At 60.4% G+C, this 15,929-nt stretch carries 17 protein-coding genes; 8 read left to right on the forward strand and 9 right to left on the reverse strand.

Going from position 1 to position 15,929, the window contains the following annotated elements; all coding sequences use genetic code 11:
• Positions 1-4 precede the first annotated feature (4 nt).
• Positions 5-190: a hypothetical protein gene (locus JQ574_RS02685; RefSeq protein WP_212210051.1), complete on the reverse strand. Its 186-nt coding sequence runs from the start codon at positions 188-190 to the stop codon at positions 5-7.
• A 25-nt stretch (positions 191-215) separates the two neighbouring features.
• On the opposite strand from JQ574_RS02685, the gene JQ574_RS02690 reads away from it, so the two are divergent.
• Positions 216-401, forward strand: a complete 186-nt coding sequence (locus JQ574_RS02690; protein WP_212210050.1) for a hypothetical protein — start codon at positions 216-218, stop codon at positions 399-401.
• Positions 402-535: 134 nt separating this feature from the next.
• On the opposite strand, the gene JQ574_RS02695 is transcribed toward JQ574_RS02690, so the two are convergent.
• From JQ574_RS02695 to JQ574_RS34820, 4 genes are all read right to left on the reverse strand, one after another.
• Positions 536-1,798, reverse strand: coding sequence for a CaiB/BaiF CoA-transferase family protein (locus tag JQ574_RS02695; RefSeq protein WP_212210049.1), 1,263 nt, complete (start codon positions 1,796-1,798; stop codon positions 536-538).
• Between the two features lie 261 nt (positions 1,799-2,059).
• Complete coding sequence (locus tag JQ574_RS02700) at positions 2,060-2,482, reverse strand: GFA family protein (RefSeq protein WP_212210048.1); 423 nt, start codon at positions 2,480-2,482, stop codon at positions 2,060-2,062.
• A gap of 99 nt (positions 2,483-2,581) precedes the next feature.
• A complete protein-coding gene (locus JQ574_RS34815) occupies positions 2,582-2,890 on the reverse strand; it encodes a hypothetical protein (RefSeq protein WP_249119035.1) in 309 nt (102 codons plus the stop codon).
• Positions 2,891-2,959: 69 nt separating this feature from the next.
• Positions 2,960-3,286, reverse strand: coding sequence for a hypothetical protein (locus tag JQ574_RS34820; protein ID WP_249119036.1), 327 nt, complete (start codon positions 3,284-3,286; stop codon positions 2,960-2,962).
• A gap of 125 nt (positions 3,287-3,411) precedes the next feature.
• On the opposite strand from JQ574_RS34820, the gene JQ574_RS02710 reads away from it, so the two are divergent.
• Positions 3,412-4,998, forward strand: a complete 1,587-nt coding sequence (locus JQ574_RS02710; protein WP_249119037.1) for a winged helix-turn-helix domain-containing tetratricopeptide repeat protein — start codon at positions 3,412-3,414, stop codon at positions 4,996-4,998.
• A 3-nt stretch (positions 4,999-5,001) separates the two neighbouring features.
• Here JQ574_RS02710 and JQ574_RS02715 read toward each other — a convergent pair whose 3' ends face one another.
• Positions 5,002-5,571 (reverse strand): DUF6456 domain-containing protein, encoded by a 570-nt coding sequence (locus JQ574_RS02715; protein WP_212210046.1) that lies wholly within the window; start codon positions 5,569-5,571, stop codon positions 5,002-5,004.
• A 66-nt stretch (positions 5,572-5,637) separates the two neighbouring features.
• A complete protein-coding gene (locus JQ574_RS02720) occupies positions 5,638-6,168 on the reverse strand; it encodes a GcrA family cell cycle regulator (protein WP_212210045.1) in 531 nt (176 codons plus the stop codon).
• Positions 6,169-6,300: 132 nt separating this feature from the next.
• Between JQ574_RS02720 and JQ574_RS02725 the strand changes: the two genes are divergently transcribed.
• From JQ574_RS02725 to JQ574_RS02735, 3 genes are all read left to right on the forward strand, one after another.
• On the forward strand, positions 6,301-6,918 hold the full coding sequence (locus JQ574_RS02725) for an XRE family transcriptional regulator (RefSeq protein ID WP_212034764.1): 618 nt from the start codon (positions 6,301-6,303) through the stop codon (positions 6,916-6,918).
• 186 nt (positions 6,919-7,104) lie between these two features.
• Positions 7,105-7,380 (forward strand): hypothetical protein, encoded by a 276-nt coding sequence (locus JQ574_RS02730; protein ID WP_212210044.1) that lies wholly within the window; start codon positions 7,105-7,107, stop codon positions 7,378-7,380.
• Between the two features lie 165 nt (positions 7,381-7,545).
• Positions 7,546-8,700, forward strand: a complete 1,155-nt coding sequence (locus JQ574_RS02735) for an OpgC domain-containing protein (RefSeq protein ID WP_212210043.1) — start codon at positions 7,546-7,548, stop codon at positions 8,698-8,700.
• Positions 8,701-8,717: 17 nt separating this feature from the next.
• On the opposite strand, the gene JQ574_RS02740 is transcribed toward JQ574_RS02735, so the two are convergent.
• Positions 8,718-10,019, reverse strand: coding sequence for a glycoside hydrolase family 3 N-terminal domain-containing protein (locus JQ574_RS02740; RefSeq protein ID WP_212210042.1), 1,302 nt, complete (start codon positions 10,017-10,019; stop codon positions 8,718-8,720).
• A gap of 189 nt (positions 10,020-10,208) precedes the next feature.
• Between JQ574_RS02740 and JQ574_RS02745 the strand changes: the two genes are divergently transcribed.
• Genes JQ574_RS02745 through JQ574_RS02755 form a run of 3 tightly spaced genes read left to right on the forward strand, consistent with a single transcriptional unit; the run spans position 10,209 to position 14,114 of the window.
• On the forward strand, positions 10,209-11,798 hold the full coding sequence (locus JQ574_RS02745) for a DUF4173 domain-containing protein (protein WP_249119038.1): 1,590 nt from the start codon (positions 10,209-10,211) through the stop codon (positions 11,796-11,798).
• A 25-nt stretch (positions 11,799-11,823) separates the two neighbouring features.
• Complete coding sequence (locus JQ574_RS02750) at positions 11,824-12,525, forward strand: response regulator transcription factor (protein ID WP_212210041.1); 702 nt, start codon at positions 11,824-11,826, stop codon at positions 12,523-12,525.
• Positions 12,522-14,114 carry an ATP-binding protein gene (locus JQ574_RS02755; protein ID WP_212210040.1) on the forward strand — a complete coding sequence of 531 codons (1,593 nt, stop codon included), beginning with the start codon at positions 12,522-12,524 and terminating at the stop codon, positions 14,112-14,114. The genes JQ574_RS02750 and JQ574_RS02755 overlap by 4 nt, the downstream gene beginning before the upstream one ends.
• Before the next feature lie 57 nt (positions 14,115-14,171).
• Here the strand turns inward: JQ574_RS02755 and JQ574_RS02760 are convergent, their stop codons facing one another.
• Positions 14,172-15,404 carry an acetyl-CoA C-acetyltransferase gene (locus JQ574_RS02760; protein WP_212210039.1) on the reverse strand — a complete coding sequence of 411 codons (1,233 nt, stop codon included), beginning with the start codon at positions 15,402-15,404 and terminating at the stop codon, positions 14,172-14,174.
• Positions 15,405-15,929: the final 525 nt, after the last annotated feature.

Here is a 15,929-nt window from a genome sequence, read left to right on the forward strand (position 1 = left end):
GGGGTCACGACAATGAGGGATCGTTAGACAAGGGGTCCGCCGCCACCCGTTCGACCAGCTCGATGATTTCGGAACGCTGACCGGACGGAAGTTTCACGAAAGCCTTCAACAGTCGCAGGCTTTCGATCGTTTCGCTCGATGGAGCTCCGAGTTTCTTCTGCAGCTCTGCAACATAAGTGGGATTTTTCATCTCGCACCTTAGAAGAGGAACAGGAATGGCATATCCAGGTAAACGTGAGGGCTTGGCCCAGAAAGTAGATACTGCTGCGCAAGAAGCCGAACGGCTCGGCCTGACGACGGCGACCCTGATACTTCGCATGGCTCGCCTGGAAATCGATCGCGCGGAGCCTGAACAGGTTGCAACTATGCCAAAAAACAACCTGCGCAGCAAGCCGAACTGAACGGCCGAAACGGCCCGATTCAGCGCGTCGAGAGCGTCGGCGGAAAAATGTGCGGTGCCGGGACCGGTCCGAATGGATCAGCCCCCGCACCGGAGACACGATTGAAACGCGGGATTGAAACGAAAGGCAGCCGATCAGCCGGTATTACCGGTCTTTCCAAAAGCCCCCGCCTCGGCCAAATCAGCGATACGGCGGTCATCATATCCCAGCGTCTTGCGCAGCACTTCCTTGGTGTGCTCGCCGAGCAGCGGCGCAGCGACGGGATCGATCGTGGGCGTGAGGCTCATATTGAGCGGCGTTTCGATGTTGGGCACTGAACCAGCGGTCGGATGCGGGATGTGGCTGAGGCGATCGCGGTCGCGCACTTCCGGCGCGTTGAAGCCCTCCTCCACGGTGCGCAGATAGCCGACCGGTATGTTCGCCTTTTTCATCTTCGCCATCCAGTTCTCGAGCCGGTCGCTGGCAAAAACGCCGGCAATGATGGCGCGCAGCTTTTCCTTGTTGGCCGTTCGGTTTTTCCGGTGAGCGAACTCAGGGTCGGTTACGAGGTCGGGCCGTTCCAGCACTTCGGTCACAAGGCGGCGGTACAGCCGGTCGTTGGCACAGGCCATATAGAGCGGCCCGTCGGCGGCCTGATACACGCCGACCGTCGGTGAGCCGTTCGGTGAATTGCCGAAACGACCAGGGTTCTCGCCGCTGATCAGGTACGCCATGCCATAAAAGCCGGTCATCGCTACCGCGGTGTCGATCAACGCCACCTCAACCTGCTGGCCACGGCCGAGCCGGTCGCGCGCGATCAGAGCCAGCAAAATCGCGTTGCACGCCGACATTCCCGTCGCCATGTCCACGATCGGCGGGCCGGTTCGTACCGGCTGAGCATCCGGAAAGCCATTCAGCGACATAAAACCGCTTTCGGCCTGTGTGATCGGATCGAACCCGGGGCGCAGGGCGAGCTCTCCCTTGCGGCCATAGGCCGAGATCGAGCAATAGACCAGTCGCGGATTGGTCGAAACGACGGATGCATAGTCGAGGCCGAACTTCTTCATCACGCCGCCAGAGAAATTCTCCACCACGACGTCCGCTTTCGCGATCAGTTCGCGCGCGACCTCCAGCGCCGCCGGATTGGTGAAATCGAGCGCAATTCCGCGCTTGTTGCGGTTGAGACTGAGGAAGGCCGCACTCTCGCCGCCGATTTCCGCATGTTCATAATGACGCGTATCGTCGCCGCCATCCGGATTTTCGATCTTGATCACCTCGGCGCCGAAGTCGGCCAGCGTTTGCGTACAGGCGGGCCCTGCAACAACACGGGTGAAATCGACGACCAGCAGACCATCGAGGGCGGTCGGTTCGCCCTTGGCGCGCGGCGTGCGCTCCGGCAATTGCGGTCTGGCAGTCATGTCGGGCATTTCCTCGTTTTATTTTGCCTGGCGGAACAGATAGCCATCGCCGCGAAAGGCGTTTCAAGGCCTTTTACCGGAAGCCCATAGGTAACGCCAAACCCCGAATTTGCAGGGCGGGACCTGCCTCTCACATAGCTCTCTCCAAAAGCGAACGCCGCCCGATCCGGGTCTACCCAGGGATCGAGCGGCGACGCTTCAAGGCGATTGCACGGCGAACCCGGTTCGCCACGTCGTTCCCGTTATGGAAAGCTCATTCTCTCATTCGGGAACGGCTTGACCGGAACCACCCAACTCGGCGGGAAAGTCCTTCAGCTTGGGTAAGCCATCACGCATCGGCAGCACGGTCTCGGCATAATTGATATGCACGCCCGGCGTAAAACGGAGCGTCGGGAGCGTCGCGGCGAAGACGTCGACGAGCCCTAGCGTAGGATGGTTCGTCATCAGATGCCCGCCACACTTCGCGCAGTATTTGCGTTGGCTCATCGGTGTCTTCTCGAATGTCGCGACGTGCTGCTTGCCCGAAGTGATCTCCACCGCTTCCGGCTTCCACAGCGTAAAGGCATTCACCGGCCCGCCGGACCACGACCGGCACGAGCTGCAATGGCAGTACCCCATGCCCTCCGGCGAACCCGTCACCTGCACTTCGACCGCACCACAGAAACAATTTCCCGTATGCTTCATAGCCTCTGTCTCCTTACAGACAATTGAAGGTCCAATCGGATCAATTTGCGCCACTGGAACAGCATCGATACCCGCTGTTTGTAATGAAGATAGTCGTTGTCAAGCATGTCGACGAGGTCGCTCATCGAGCAATATCCCGATGAAGATGTAGGCCGTGGTCACCGCCGCGAACAACAGATGTCCGACGCTCATGGTGGGGGCCGCCCAGAACGCGATGATGAAGCCGAGATAGATCGGATGCCGCGCGATATTGTAGAGCAGCGGCGTCGGGAGGGTCGGTGGCGGCACCTGCCGACCGGTCAGGCGGTTGGTGACCTGATCCAGTCCGAACAAATGATTGCTCAGGACCGTGCTGGTGAACACGATCACCCAGCCGACAAATGACAATATGGCCATCGTTGCGGCCATTTCGGGCTCCTCGATCTGCCAGACGACGGCCGGAATCGGCCGCCATTGCCAGAACAGCAGCAGGAGCGGTCAGGCTGGCGAACAGCACATAGGTGCTGTGCTCGAACGGTTTCGGGAAAACTGCGTCCACCATGGTTTAAGGCCCTTATGGGCCATCACGCCGTGTTGAATGGCAATCAGCGACAGCAAGGCGAGATTGACGGCGATTGCTTCAAAAACGGGCGAATTCGCGCCGGTATCGATGGCCTTCGGCACGACCAGGTCCGATACGAACCCGACCGCATACAAAATCGTGAAGAGAAATGTGAAATAGGCCACAGCGCCGAACAGAAATGCAGTGAACTTGAGCATTCGATTTGTCGGCATGACGGAGCCAATGGCTCGGGCTTCGGACATGACATGAACTCCGTGGAGAGCAATGGGATCGCGACTTCGGTTTTTGCAGAATGGCTGAAACACGCCGACAAGACTTTGCCTGACGCTTGATCTCTCCATGAGATGGACTTGATTGTTTGTTGAGAATGGATGCGACAACGCACGTGAAATTTGAATTCGACAAGTACGCTCTGGACACCAATCTTCGCGAGTTGCGCCGCGACGGCGAGTTGGTTGCGATGCAGCCGCAAGTGTTCGACCTGCTGGTTCATCTGTTGAAGCATCGCGATCACGTCGTCAGCCGGAACGATCTCATCGCGCTGGTTTGGGGCGGTCGGACCGTGTCGGACTCAACGCTCGACAGCCGCATCAACGCCGCCCGAAATGCCATCGGCGACTGCGGCAAGGAGCAACGGCTGATCCGGACAATTGCGCGAAAGGGTCTTCGCTTCGTTGGAGCCGTGAACGGGCATGTGAATGGCGTTCATCCGACCACCGAGCCAGCGAAAATGGCTGCCGAACCGGCCCCCGCGCCATTGCCGTTACCGGATCGACCGGCGATTGCCGTATTGCCGTTCGACAACATGAGCGGCGACCAGGAACAGGAATACTTCTCTGACGGGATCAGCGAAGACATCATCACCGCGTTGTCGAAATTGCGCTGGTTCTTCGTCATCGCCCGCAACTCGTCGTTTTCCTACAAGGGCAAGGCGGTGCACCTGAAGCAGGTCGCTGCCGAACTGGGGGTGCGCTACGTCCTTGAAGGCAGCGTGCGCAAGAGCGGCGATCGCGTGCGCATCACCGCGCAGCTGAACGACACTGCGACCGGCAGCCACGTCTGGGCAGAGCATTACGACCGCGATCTGGTCGACGTATTCGCCGTGCAGGACGAGATCACCGACGCCATCGTCGCGGCGATCGAGCCGCAGATCTATGCCGCCGAAAACTTCCGCAGCCGGCGCAAACCACCAAACAGCGTGGATGCGTGGGACCTTGTTATGCGGGCGCTGTCGCATCATTGGCGCGTGACGCGCACGGACAGCGCCGCCGCTCAGACGCTCCTGGAACAGGCGATTGCGATCGATCCGAATTACGGCCAGGCGCTGGCCTTGATCGCCACCAACCACATGTTCGGCGTGCATCTGGGCTGGGCGGACATCACGACCGTCGCACCCATCGCCGAGCGCGCCGCGCTCGCAGCCATCGCTGCCGACAGCGAGGATGCGTGGGCGCATACCGCGCTCGCCAGCGTCTATTTCTCCACACGTCGCCTCGACCACGCGCTGGCCGAATTTGAGCTGGCGCTGCAGCTCAACCCGAACTTCTCGCTGGCACAAGGATACTACGCATTGGCGCTGTCCTATTGCGGGCGATGGCAGGATTCCCATGCAGCCGCGCAACGCGCCATCCGCCAGAGCCCGCGCGATCCTTCGTCCGCGATCTATTACGGCGTCGCCGCCTATGCCCAGTTCGTCGGCAGGAACTATGGCGAGGCGATTTCGCTCGCGCGCGAAGCGACCCGCCAGCGCGGCGATCTCAGCGGCGCCTACCGCGTGCTGACGGTGGCCGCCGGTATGGCCGGGAAGATCGACGTCGCCAAAGCTGCACTCGAGGAGCTGCGGCGGACCCAGCCCAATATCTCACTGGCCTGGATTGCGACGCAGCTGCCCTGGAAGCTCGAGGCGGATCGGGAGCATTATTTGGAAGGTTTTCGCCGCGCTGGGCTGGAATAACCTTCATCGCGGGGGCGTTTTTGCCGGATTGGCTGTTGCAAACCCGTAGATCAGCGCCAGCCGGTCGAGGCATTCGCAGAACCGGCGTGCGAAATAGTCTTTCCAGCGCTGCGTGCGCAATCCCCGCCTCTGCCCGACCTGCTCCATGGTCAAGCCGTGAACCAGGACGTCATGCACCAGCGCCGAACCATCGGCCCCCAGCTCGCGCTCGGCGCGATTGAGCCGCAGCACGGCCTTGCGCTGCCCCTCCGTGATCGGCTCCCGCATCTGCCCACCATCCACGTACTCCCTGGTCGGATCGACGGCGCGCGGGCCGCGTTCGGCTCTCTCCCAATCGCTCTGAAAGGCCCGCCCGCCCTGGTACTGCGCCTCGTCGATCTGGTGATGCGAATGCAGACGGGCAAGCGGATCGTTGCGGATGGAGCGCAGGGTAACGATCTTCTCACCCGGCTCCAGCGCCAGGGGATTGTCGACCTCGACGGTCGCGACCTCGGCGTTGCGTGGCAAATCCTGGGATTTCCGGTCATGTACCTGTGCAGGGTTATACGGTTTGTTCCGTTTGGCTCTCGGCATATCGGATGATCTCCTTACAGGGACGGTGGGATTTGGATTGCGCCCGGAAGAACCTGGCGTTGCTGTTCATGCCGTCTCAACCAGCTTGAGCAAGACAGTGCACGCCGTGCGTTCCGATGGCGTGCCGGGGCCGCGGCTCAAATGAAAATGCGGTGTGCAGTAACTCGAGCCGGGCCGGCGTGGATGACCGCAGAAGGTGATGGCTTCGCCCTCTTCGTCCCCGCCGTAAGGGTAGCGGCAATCGCCGCGTTCCAGTTCGATCAGGGAAAGATGACGCGGATCGATCCCGACACAACGCAGTTCGACCGGCTTCGTCCCTCTAAACGGTGGCACCGGCCATGGAAACCTGGGCGATGTCGACTTTACCAGGTGAATTTCGCCCGGCCGGTCTAACCGCGGCTGCCCGCATGGGGACGATTCGGTCCGATGGTTCCAGGCGAGCCCCATCCGCTTGGCACGGCTCAGCACCGCATTGCGCGAGTAAGCTGTGTTGAATTTCCTGTTGATAGCTGCCGCGATCCGGGCAAAGGACAAATGCAGGGCAAAAAGCTCCCGCAGCGCGCCCGAGTGCTCGGGCGCCCAGTCTGTTGGTTCCATTACCGAATTTCCTGTTTCTTTGAACGCCGCCCCGACGCCTCCATCTATTTCCGATATTCCGAACGAAAAGTCAAGCTTGATTTCTGGTTATCGTAACTGCTAGTGTTTCCGAAATTCGGGAAAGGAAGAACCATGCTGGACGTCAAAATGATCGAACGGGCACTTGAGAGGACAGGCAAGAGCAAGGGGGGCTTGGCGGAGGCCATGGGGGTTCGTGCGGGCGCAGTCTCGGAAATCCTGTCCGGGATACGGCTGATCAAGGCATCCGAGATCGGTCCGATCACGGAGTATCTCGGGCTGAATTCGGTGCCGATCATGGGCCGGGTCGGCGCCGGCGCAACGATCGAGCCGGAACACGAACAGGTGCCGCCGGAAGGCCTCGGCGAGGTCGAACTGCCCTTCCCGATGGCCGAAGAGACCATCGCCTTTGAAGTTGCAGGCGATTCCATGCTGCCAAAGTACGAAAATGGCGACGTTATCGTGGTTTTCCGCGAGCAGCGCCATCCGCTGTCGAGCTTCTACGGCGAAGAGGCTGTCGTGCGCCTGAAGACCGGCGAGCGCTATTTGAAGACGATCGAGCGAGGAAAGTCCTCACCTCTGGTCAATCTCAAGAGCTTCAACGCCAAGCCGATCACGGGCGTGAAACTCGAATGGATCGGCGAGATCTGCGTCACCCTGCCGCGGGGCCAGATCGAACGCCTGCGCAATAAGGCAGCTGCGAAGACACGCAAGGCCGGGAAGGCAAAATAGCGGACGGGATGCCGGAGAAAGGGAGCGATTCGGAAGGTTAAGGCCGTCAGGTGATTCGGCCGACCGGCCTTCGGGAACAGGGCCACATTCGCCTTGGTTGCTGCTTTTCCGAACTTTTGCTTGACTTTTCCGGTTTTCAGAAATACTGTAGTCATCCGTTCCAGGGTGACTGACAGATTGCCAAGCATGCAGTATTTCGTCGTGATGATCGATTACGGCCGTCGCGGCCGTGAAGCCATTGTCGATCCTGAAATTACCCGGCGCGAGGTCATCTCGCGGATTGCGTCGGGTGAATACAGGAACATCAGCTTCGTCCATGAAATCGTCGATTCCTCCGTCGAGGACATCACCGCCGACATTCTGAACGAAGCCGCGCTTCCCGATATTGCCGCGGCAAGCGTCGATCTGCAGGCCGACCAATTCGACCACCAACGCGACCTGCGAAAACATGAAACCGTCTGAACTCGCGCGCCCCTATTCCGTCGTCAAAATAATGTGATCATTAACGGGCTTTGATCGCCGCCGGCTTCCTTAAATATTCTTCACGCAAAGTCTACTCGGCCGGCGCACGCAATTGCGCTACATAACCGATTCGATTTTCTCCGGCTTGCAAAGTTCTTACGCTCCATGTTTCCGTCAATGAAGGTCGAGATTGCCGCACGCGACGGCGATCCCAGGCTCAGTCTGCTGCTTGGTATCGCTGCCTGGTTCATATTTCTGGATCACATTCCGCATAACGCGGTCAGCGTGTTGACCCTGCGGAATTTCGGATTCAGCGGCGCAACCGACCTGTTCGTGTTTGTCGGCGGCTATACCGCCGCGATCCTCTATGGAAAAATGATGCTGGAGCGCGGTTTCCTGGTCACCGCTACCCGCATTTTCAGGCGCGTATGGCAGTTATACGCCGCCTATGTCGTCCTGTTCGTGATCTATATCGACTTGATCGGATACGTCGCCAGGAAATCGGCGGCGCCCGAAATCATCCACGAATTCAATGTCGCCGGAATCCTCGGCCACACGATCCGGACATTGATTTACGGCCTGCTGCTCCAGGCCAAGCCGCTCAACCTCGATGTGCTGCAGCTCTTCATCGTTTTGATGGTGTTCTTTCCGTTCGTACTGTTCGGAATGTTGCGCCGGCCGAACGTGACGGCAGCCGGGTCGATCGTCCTTTACCTCGCCGCCCGCAAATTCGACTGGAATCTATCCTCATTTCCAGACGGGCACTGGTATTTCAATCCGTTCTCCTGGCAGTTGCTGTTCGTGCTCGGCGCATGGTTCGCGTTGGGCAGCGCGAGGCAGATGCGGGCGATTCGTTCGTTCCAGGATCTTTCGATCCTCCGCATACTGGCTTTGCTCTATCTCTTGTTCGCGTTGATCGTGACAGCAACGGGAAACGTGCCGCAGTTGGCTGGAATCGTCCCTGACGCCGTGCTCAATTTCTTCCTTCCAAATGAAAAGGAAAATCTGGCCCCTTACAGGGTACTTCATTTCCTCACTCTTGCATTCCTCTTCTCGCTCGCGGTCCCGAGAGACTGGCATGGATTTCAACGGCCAGCCCTGCGGCCGATCGTGAAGTGCGGGGAAGAATGGTTGCCTGTCTTCTGTGCCGGTGTCTTCCTTTCCTTTGCAGGGCATTTCTTCCTGATCACGGGACCGAATTCGCTCGCCATGCATTTCCTGGTCAGCATCGCCGGAATCGCGATCATGGCGGGCGTTGCCTATTACGCGTCGTGGTCCAGGCGGCAGGACTACAAACCTGCATTTGGCTCGCGATATTGACCAACGGGGTGATACCCTCAATCCAGCGGGAACGTGCGCTTCAGCCGTGCCTCGCTGTCGCGCAGCGTTACCGAATCGAGTTTTCCTTTGGAAGATGCCTCCTTGGCGCAGGCAAAGATCCGATAAAACTGCGTACCGTCGAAGGCGACCAGCAGCAGATCGACGCCGGCATTGAGCGCTTCCACCACCGCTGTGCAGACATTGTTCTGATAGATCGCGCCCATCACCAGATCGTCAGTCATAATGACGCCCTGATAATTCCACATCTTGCGAACGATGCCGTCAACCACAAGCCGGGAATGCGACGCCGCGCGGTCGGGATCAACAGCGGTCAGCGTCACATGCCCGATCATTAACTGCGCCCTCGAGCCCGCCAGCACATCCCGAAACGGCCGCCAGTCGGACGCTTCGAGCTCGGCCAGAGGTGTGTCGAGACTGGCACTGAAGTGATGGGTATCGGCGCGAACCCGACCCAGTCCCGGAAAGTGCTTCACGGTCGCGCCGACGCCAAAGGCCTCAAGCCCATGCACATAGGACTTGGCGATGTCGGCCACGATGGCCGGGTCGTCTGAAATCGCGCGCTGGCCGATCAGCGTGTTGAAATCGAACCGGTTACGCTTCGCGTCGGGCCGCAAATCCAGCACCGGCGCCAAATTGAGGTTGACGCCAAGCGCCGCCAGTTCCTGTCCATGAGTTCGCCCGAACGCCTTCGCTTTCTCGGCGCGAATATCCGGCGGAAGGCCCGCCAGCGTCGAGAGCGCAGGCAATTTGGTCAAGGGCGGCGACAGATGCGAGACGATGCCGCCTTCCTGGTCGGCGGCGACAATCAATGGCGGCAGGCCGGCGGCACGTCGTTTTTCCTGAAGCGCCGAGATTTCAGATTTCAGCGTCGCCGGCGCTCTTCGCAGATTGTGTTTGGTGATGTAAATGCCGGCGATCAGGCCTTTCTCAGCCAAAGCAGCCACTTCAGGGAATGATGAATACCCCACCATGAAATGCTGGCCGAGGCTACGCGCCTGCGCGGCATCGGTCTGCAGAACGTTTCGCTTGCGCAACTCGAAAGAAGCTTGCGCGCACAGCATTGACAGCGGCGGCAGGCACCACAGCAGGACCAGCAGTTTTCCCGCGATCCCTCGCCCGCGCCAGTAACCGCCATAAATCAGGCAGGCGAGAACGCCAACACTCGCCACGACAAGAACGGTATTACCCGTACCACGCAGCGCAATCAGATAAGGATCGTTCTTGTTCGCCGCGACGAAAATGAAAGCCAACCCCGCGAACCAGACCAGGCCGACGCCGATACGTTTGATGATTTGCATGAAGGACGATGCTGTGTGCGGGTGTGACAGGCGAGACCATCGCCGTATCAAACTTGTTATTGCTGCGCGAGCGCATAAGCGTGGCTGCACGGAAACTGCATAAGAATCCTGAAGTCTTGCAGACGGCCTTCCCGGCATTTGCACAACGGCCGCGCATAGCTCGTCTTGCAAACCGGTGACGACCCTCGAATGTCGATTCCTCCACGTCTAGCCAATGATGGTTGTTGGCTCTGTGAGCCTCCCTCGACGGCGCTGGTCTGCAGTTTTTCCCTCCAGACAGGCAGCGCAACGATGGCTGAATTCTCCACGCCGGCACCCCATGCAGGCTCTGTTCGCGAAAATACTTTCCCAATCAAGCCGGCCGTTGCTCTGGCTCTCGCGGCGTTGGCCGACTGGTTGTTCTACGGTCAGCGAACCGGAATATCCGCTGTTATCTTCGCCATTGCGCTAACCGGCGGCGCGCTGCTCGCCAATTTCACCAGGCTAAACAAGGCGCAGGCTCTGCTTGCGGGCCTCCTTGTGCTCGCCAGCCTCATCCCGGCCGTCGAGGAATTCAATGCCGCTTCGCTCTTCTTCATTGTCCTGGCGATTGGCATCGGCCTCTCGCTGGCGACGAATCGCAAATTGACCGGTGTCGGCGAGCAAGCCGCCGCGCTCTGCGACCTTTATCTGGTCGGTCCATTCAGATTGATCCGCGACGCCATCAGCGCGTTCAATCTCCCGGCGCTGACGGCGGGTTTCACCGTGTGGCTCATTCCGGTGGTTCTCGGGGGCGTTTTCGTATTGCTGTTCGTATCGGCCAATCCGCTGCTTGAGAAATGGATCAGCCTGCTGAACCCCGGCAGCGCCACCTCCTATATCAGCCTGGGACGGGTGCTGTTTTGGACGGCCGCTTTGTCGCTCGTTTGGCCCTTTATCCACGTCCGGTGGCGCCGCAAGTCCGAGGTGCCGGCCGATCTGACCGTGGCAGCAACCGAGGCGCAGGAGAAGCCGGTTCATGACGTCGACTTCTTCGGTGTGGCGACCATCCTGCGTTCGCTGATCCTGTTCAATTTGCTGTTTGCAGTTCAAACCGCCCTGGACGTGTTCTTTCTCTGGGGCAACGCGACGCTGCCGGCCGATATCAGCTATGCGGCCTATGCGCATCGGGGCGCCTATCCCCTGATTCTTACGGCGTTGCTGGCTGCGGGATTCGTACTCATCGCGATGAGACCCGGCGGCCCTGCCGAGCAGTCGAAGGTGATCCGCCCGCTGGTCTATCTCTGGGTCACACAGAACGTCCTGCTGGTTGCGTCATCCATCCTCCGGCTCGATCTCTATGTGCAGACTTACCTGCTGACCTGGTGGCGTGTGGCTGCCTTCATCTGGATGCTGCTTGTCGCGTTCGGACTGTTGCTCATCGTTGCCCGCATCAGGCTCAATCGTTCGAACGATTGGCTGATCCGCGCGAACCTCATCACTTTGACCGCAACGCTCTATGTCTGTTCGCTGGTCAATTTCCCTGCCATCATCGCTAATTACAATGTCGATCATAGCCGCGAGGTCTCGGGCAAGGGTCTCACGGTCGACATCAACTATCTGTTTCACCTCGGCCCTCAGGCCTTGCCCGCCATCGACAGGGCGATTGCCCTCCGCAGCTTCGATCCAAACCTTGTTTTCCGCCGCAACTACCTTGTAGAACAGCATCGCAACGATTTGGCTTCCTGGCGCGCCTGGGGTTTTCGGAGCTGGCGGCTCCAGCGTACTCTGGACGCCCAGAAGAGTTCGACCGCAAGTTGACGACGACCTTTGTCCGGAGAGACGTTTGACACACCGTATCCTCATCGTCGATGACGACCTGCATATTCGCGAAGTCATCCGGGTCGCGCTTCGGAAGGCCGGGATGACCGTGTTCGAGGCGCGGGACGGCAAGGAAGCTTTGACCCGCTTCGCCGCCGACAGGCCGGACCTCTTGATTCTCGATATCGGCATGCCGGAATTCGATGGATTGGATGTCTGCCGGGAGATCCGAAAGTCATCGGACGTTCCGATCCTGTTTCTGTCGGCACGCGACGAAGAGATCGACCGTGTGCTGGGCCTCGAGATCGGCGGCGACGATTACGTCACCAAGCCTTTCAGCCCACGCGAACTCGTCGCGCGGGTGAATGTCATCCTGCGCCGCACCTCACAGCGTGGGTCGGACACCAAGGCAACAGCGGCGCTTTCCCAGGGCGGGCTGCTGGTTGATCCGGAACAGCATGTTGCGGCGTTCGCCGGTACACCGCTTCGCCTGACCGCCATCGAATTCGGGATCCTCAGGGCTTTTCTGACCAGGCCATCGGTGGTCTTCAGCCGCGAGCAGATCATGAATGCCGCCTATCAGCTCAATATCCAGGTGTCGGACCGCACCATCGACAGCCATATTCGCAATATTCGCGCCAAGCTGGCCGCGGTGAATTGCGACAATGTCATCGAGACCATCCACGGCGTTGGCTTCAAGCTCGGCCGATGTGAGCCGCACGCATGACATCACGGGCCGGCGAGAAATGGCGGCCGTCGGTCGGAATGATCATTTTTGCCGCGTTGGCCGCGGTGGCCGCCTTGCCTCTGGTCGGACTGTTCTTCTTTCGGCTCTATGACAACCAGCTTATTCACCAGACCCAGGCCGAGCTGATTGCCCAAAGCCGGGTGTTGGCCGCGGTCTATGCGCGGGAGGTGGAAGCCCGCCTCAATGCCGGGGTCGTCCTGGGCGCTGAACTCCCGCCCGAAGCGCGCCCCGTTGCGGACGACAAGATGACGCCAATCCGGCCGGCACTCGACCTTGCCGCCGGCGCCGACCTGCTGCGGCGACGGCCCGACGCGCTGCCGGCCGGTGCTCCCGCATCTCAGGCTTACGTCGAGACCGGGGCCCGGCTGATGCCGATCATCCTGGAAACGCAGAAGGTCACGCTTGCGGGTTTCCGGATTCTCGATCCCCGCGGCGTCGTGATCGCCGGCCGCAACGAAGTCGGCCAGTCGCTGGCGCATATCGAAGAGGTGGCGACGGCGTTGCAGGGACAGTATCGCGCCGCGTTGCGGATCAGGGTCCCCGACAAGCCCCCGCCGCCAATCTACTCGTTCAGCCGCGGCGTCGGCGTTCACGTATTTTCGGCCATGCCCGTGGTCGTCAACAACCGCGTCGCCGGTGTGATCTACTTGTCGAGGACGCCCAGCAACATCTTCGACCATCTCTATCAGGAGCGCGGCAAGTTCATTCTTGCCGGCTTCGCCGTCATCTTCGCCACCGTGATCATCGGCCTGGTGTTTTCCCGCACCATCACCCGTCCGATGCGCGAACTGGTCGAGCGCGCCGCCCGTATCAGTCGCGGCGACCGCGACGCCTTTCGGCCGCTGGCGCATTACGGCACCCGCGAGTTTGCCCAGCTGTCGCACAGCTTTCTCGACATGGCCGAGCAATTGTCCAGGCGGTCGGACTACATCGCGACCTTCTCGTCGCATCTCACCCACGAACTGAAGTCGCCGCTGACCTCGATCAAGGGCGCCGCAGAACTCTTGCTGGATTCGCTGCAGAGCGAGACCGACAATCTCACTCGGATGGAGCAGAAGAATTTCGTATCGAATATTCTGGGCGACACCGAGCGCCTGGAAGCGATGACGCAGCGGCTGCGCGAACTGGCGCGCGCGGAGACCGTGCCGCAGAACGAGCACGCCGAATTGAGCCAGGTCATCAGTGGGCTGAAGAGCCGTTTTCCCACCCGTGCGATCGACGCCACCGGCTGTCTCGAACGTTCGATCGGCATGTCCAGTGAGAAGGCACTCATCGTCCTTTCGCATCTGACCGACAACGCCATTCGTCACAACGCTGGGATTGTGCGGCTGGCGGCGGTCGATGAAGGTGCCACGGTCAAGATGATCGTGAGCAATGACGGCGATCCGATATCGGAAGCCAACCGGGAGAAGATATTCGACGCGTTCTTCACCACCCGCCGCGACACTGGCGGCACCGGAGTGGGGTTAGCGATCGTCCAGGCCGTGATGGCGAGTCACGGCGGATCGATCCGGCTGTTGCCATCAGACAAGGACGTCGCGTTCGAGCTGCAGTTTCCCGCCGCTTAGTTTATTATTGACGCGTTTTCTTCACGCGAACCGGTATCCACTTCGCTCGAAAACGCTTTAGACCCGCTCGATAATGATCGCAGGCGCCATGCCACCGGCAGCGCACATCGTCACCAGGCCGCGCCTGAGGTCGCGCCGCTCGAGTTCGTCGAGAACGGTGCCGATCAGGATCGAACCGGTCGCGCCGATGGGGTGACCGAGCGCGATTGAGCCACCATTGACGTTGACCTTGTCGCGGTCGAGCTTGAGATCGCGGATGAATTTTTCGGCGACGACGGCGAACGCCTCGTTGATTTCGAACAGATCGATATCATCGAGCGTGAGGCCTGCCTTGGCCAATACCTTGCGCGCCGCCGGCACCGGCGCATTCAACATCAAGGTCGGAGAGTCTCCCATGTTCGCCATCGCGACCACGCGCGCCCGCGGCTTCAAGCCATGCGCCTTGGCATAATTCGGTGAAGCCAGCAGAATTGCCGCCGAGCCGTCGACGACGCCGGAGGAATTGCCGGCGTGGTGCATGAAGTTGATGTCGAGATCGGGGTACATGTCCAGAATGAGGTTACGATAGGTCGTGCCCTTGTCGTCGAGCGGATAATCCGCCACCGCGGTAAAGGCGGGCTTCAGTCCCGCAAGGCCTTCGAGCGTGGTCTGCGGGCGCGGATATTCCTCGTGATCCAGCGCAAGGGTGCCGTCCTCGCGGAAAACCGGCACGAGGCTCCTGTCGAAATGACCGCCCTTGATGGCGGCGGCCGCCCGCTTCTGGCTCTCCAGACCAAGTTCATCGACGTCCTGACGCGAAATACCCTCCAGCGTCGCCACCGCATCGGCGCAGACGCCCTGATGCGACTGCGGGTGCCGGGCGCGCAGACGAAGATTGCCATTGTCCATCATGAACGGCCCCTCGCCGCGGCGGCCCTCCATGGACATCATCTCGGTGCCGCCGGCGATCACGAGATCCTCGGAGCCCGCCATGATCGCGTTGGCCGCCATGTTGACGCTGGTGATGCCGGAACCACAGAACCGGTCCAGCGTGACGCCGCTGGCGCGCACGTCATAGCCGGCATCCAGCGCCGACATCCGACCGAGGTCGCCGCTCTGCGCTCCGCGCTGGGAACTGGTGCCCCAGATAATGTCGTCGACGTCAGCGGTATTGATGCCGGTGCGGTCGGCCAGCACCCGCAGCACGGTGGCGCCGAGTTGCTGCGGATGGATACCGGCGAGCGCACCCTTGCCGGCCTTGCCAATGCCACGCGGTGTCCTGCAGGCGTCGATGATCAGCGCGTCAACCATGGTGTTTTCCTCGGAACATTTTGTTGGGCACATTTGCCGCCGGTCTAGCCGCAAAGTCAATTCACGCCGCGGGTCTGGGGCCATGCACTTCGGGTAGAGGCGCCAGTCCACCATAGCGCTCACGCTCTCTGCTCGTCGTCCCGGCCTTGAGCCGGGACCCATACCGCGTGATGCTCATTGTTGCAGAAGGTATTTGACACTTGCGTTCTCACCGATGGGCCGCGGCGTATGGGTCCCGGCTCAAGGCCGGGACGACGGCGGTGTTTGTTGTGCGACCATCATCCAAACGTGGCTTCGCATTCCCGCGACGCGATGCGCCCGAGCTTTGCCAGAAATTTCCTTACCCTCGAAAATAGAGGGCGCAGGGAAGACCGGGTGCGCGCTGCACCCGCGGTCCCGTGTGCGGTTTGCACTAAGTAGGCTGCACACGAGCATACAGGGCAGCGGTGAACACCCGGCCTTCCCTGCGCAATGGCTTTACGGCTTATGCCGTGATCTCCCCGGAGACGAGTTCTTGGTTGACTC

Source organism: Bradyrhizobium sp. AUGA SZCCT0158, from assembly GCF_018130065.1.
Lineage (GTDB): Bacteria > Pseudomonadota > Alphaproteobacteria > Rhizobiales > Xanthobacteraceae > Bradyrhizobium.